Annotated in this window: 3 protein-coding genes; 1 reads left to right on the top strand and 2 read right to left on the bottom strand. The window is 70.3% G+C overall.

The genetic code is table 11. The features are described from left to right. The coding region (locus Q0C41_RS30965) for a P1 family peptidase (protein WP_291990835.1) at positions 1–753 on the bottom strand (753 nt) is incomplete at its 3' end. 370 nt (positions 754–1,123) lie between these two features. Between Q0C41_RS30965 and Q0C41_RS30960 the strand changes: the two genes are divergently transcribed. After that, positions 1,124–1,747, top strand: coding sequence for a PEP-CTERM sorting domain-containing protein (locus tag Q0C41_RS30960; protein ID WP_291990833.1), 624 nt, complete (start codon positions 1,124–1,126; stop codon positions 1,745–1,747). A 57-nt stretch (positions 1,748–1,804) separates the two neighbouring features. On the opposite strand, the gene Q0C41_RS30955 is transcribed toward Q0C41_RS30960, so the two are convergent. Next, on the bottom strand, positions 1,805–2,824 hold the full coding sequence (locus Q0C41_RS30955; RefSeq protein WP_291990831.1) for a hypothetical protein: 1,020 nt from the start codon (positions 2,822–2,824) through the stop codon (positions 1,805–1,807). Positions 2,825–2,985: the final 161 nt, after the last annotated feature.

Raw genomic sequence — 2,985 nt, 5'->3', positions numbered from 1 at the left:
CATGCGCGCCACGAGCGAGGCTTCGGCCTTGGTCAGCGTCGCATTGGTCGCGACGACGCCCAGGGTCGTGTTCTCCGCCGGGGCAGGCGGCGTCGTCAGGCCCTCGCGCACCAGCACGCGTGCATCGGCGAGACGACGGCCGTCGCTCGTGCGCACCCCGGCGACGACGGCCCCCGTCGACGGGTCGATCACGTCGCCTCGCGCGTTCACGGCGACCATGGCGGCGACGACGATGCCGTTGGGCAGGCGGATCGAGGCGCTGCCGAGACCGCCCTTCATCGCGCGAGCAAGGCCGTGCAGTTTGCCCACCGTGGCGCCGGCGCCCGCACCCACGTTGCCCTGCGCCACCGCCGCAGACGACGCGCCAGCCGCGGCGGCACGACCGCAGGCGGCGTCCGGGCGGATGCGAGGGTCGCCGATCCCGAGATCGAAGAGGATGGCGGCCGGCACGATCGGCACCCGCACCGGGCCCACGGGGTAGCCGATGCCCTCGCCTTCGAGCCAGGTCATCACGCCGGTCGCGGCGTCGAGGCCGAACGCACTGCCGCCGGCCAGCACGATGGCGTGCACCTGCTGGACGGTGTTGAGGGGATCGAGGAGGTCGGTCTCGCGGGTCCCGGGCGCCGCGCCCCTGACGTCGACGCCGGCGACGGCGCCGTCGCGCGCCACGACGACCGTGCAGCCGGTGGGGCGTTCAGCGCGGACGGCATGCCCCACCAGGAGGCCGTCGACATCGGTGAGAGTGCCGTTCATCGAACTCCGTGACGTGGCAGGCTGCGCCGCGAGCCCCACGGACGAAAGCGTCAACACCCACGCCGCGAGCAATCTCGGGAGCACGGGCTCATCGTATCGCGGTCGGGCGGGGCTGACGCTCGCGTGCCTCGTGCGCCCCGGAGGCGAGCCGCCTGCACGGCCACAGTGGTTTCAAGGACAAAGAGTCAGCGGCAGAGGTGACATCCCTACCCCTTCTGTGTGGCGGAAAGAGGAATCGCCACGAAACCAGAGCAAATCGAGAGAATTCGAACCTGGCACTTCGCTTGCCAATAGAAGGGCATCTGGCCGGACCGACGCCGTGTCGGGTTCAGGATTCGGATCGGACGCTTCCTCATCTCGCGGAGTTTTCATGTACAAGCAGGTCCTCGTTCCCCTCGCCCTCGTCTTCTCGGTCGCCCTGGTCACCCCCGCGCACGCCGACACCATCGCGGTCGGCGACTGGGTGCGGATGTCCGACGCGCCCGGTGCGAACGCCCCCAATGGCGGTGGCGCGTTCACGGTGACCGGCCCGAGCGACTCGTGGGTCTCGTTCTGCCTCGAGGCCACCGAGACCATCAACTTCAGCCAGGACTTCTACGTGGCCGGCATCAGCGATGCCGCGATGGGTGGCGGACCGGGCTACAGCGCCGGCACGGGCGGCGACCCGCTCGATCTGCGGACGAAGGCCATCTATCACCGGTACCGGTCGGGCACGTCGGGCTGGTCGGGCGCCGACGTCCAGCTGGCCATCTGGTTCATCGAGCAGGAGGTCTTCGGGGTCACCAACGGCGTCGTGAGCTGGGCGAACATGAACGCCACGTCGCACGACTTCGGCGGCTACCAGGTCAAGGTGATGAACCTGCGCACAGGTCCCAACGGACGCGACTCGCAGGACCAGCTGATGATGCAGCCGGTGCCTGAGCCCGTGTCGCTGCTCCTGCTCGGCACCGGCCTGGCGTCGGTCGCCATCGCTCGCCGCCGCAAGGTGGCCTGATTCGGGCTCAGGGCTCTGGGCTCGAGGCTCAGCACACGCAGGCTTCAGGCTCAGGGCTCAGGGCTCAGGGGCGACCTCGACACGGGGTCGCCCCTGCTGCGCGAGGACGGCATCCAGCACGGGGTCCAGATGCTGGAAGAAGACCGAAGCGTAGCGGGCCGCGCTGTCGTCGGTGAGGTGCGAGGCATCCATCGTGCGCAAGTCGGGCACCTCAGGGGCGACGAGCGGCACGCCCACCATGTCGGCGAGCATCTGGGCGTGCGTCAGGGACACATCGCGCCCGGGGACGAGGACGAAGATGACGCGCCCTCCCGCCTCTTCCACCGTCTCCTTCAAGGCCCGGGCCAGTTCGAGGTTGTGCGGACGCACCGTATCCCTGCCGCGGTAGAAGGGCGCCAACCGTGATCCCTCGCCGAAATCGGTGGCGATGAACCACGAGCCGTCTCGCGTCGAGCGGTAGATCACGAACTCGCGCTCGCTGGCCCACAGGTCGGGGACGTGCGGCACCACCCGATGCAGCGCCCGTCGCACGACGTGGCTCGCCCCGGCCTCGACCTGGACCTTCCAGGCGTCGAAGGCGGTGTCGCGCAGCACGCGCTCGCCCCAGGGCGAGGTGACGCCTCCGAAGAAGTTGTCGACATTGACGATGACGACCTTCGGATGCAGGTCGTGCCGCCGCATCACCTCGAGCGGAAAACGGTGCTGCTCTTCGTGGCCGAACCCGAGGGCGAACGGGCGGAGGCCGCGGCTGGCGAAGTACCGCCCGAGCGCGTCGCCGCGCAACGCGAACATCAAGCGGGAGTTGCCCAGCAGCAGGACGTCGGCCCGCTGCATGTTGCCCAGCAGGTCGTCGTCGGTGCCGTGCAGCAGCACGTGATGGTCGACATGGCCGCCCCGGTCGTGGGCGAGCACGTGATCGGGTGGCGCGGCGGCGGCCGTCGCGATGTCGAGCGTGTGGCGACGCAGGGCGGTGCCCTTCCAGAGGGCCCAGCCGGCACTCACGCACACCAGCCACGACAGGCCCCCCAGGGCCATGGCCGCGATCGCCTGCCGTTCACGCACGCGTGACAGTCGCATCCTCGCCAGCATAACGCGGCCCCTGGCGGGTAGGGCCCGCTGTTGGGGCCCGCCGTTGGGAGGGCCCTCAGCGGCGGTGGGTAGGGCCCGTTCTCCGAACGGGCCGTCACGATCGTGTCGCCGCGGTGGTGTCGTCCGTGACGGCCGCGGTGGTCTGACGG

The sequence above is a fragment of the Luteitalea sp. genome, assembly GCF_022842525.1.
Lineage (GTDB): Bacteria > Acidobacteriota > Vicinamibacteria > Vicinamibacterales > Vicinamibacteraceae > Luteitalea.
This window is presented reverse-complemented; position numbering and strand designations above follow the sequence as displayed.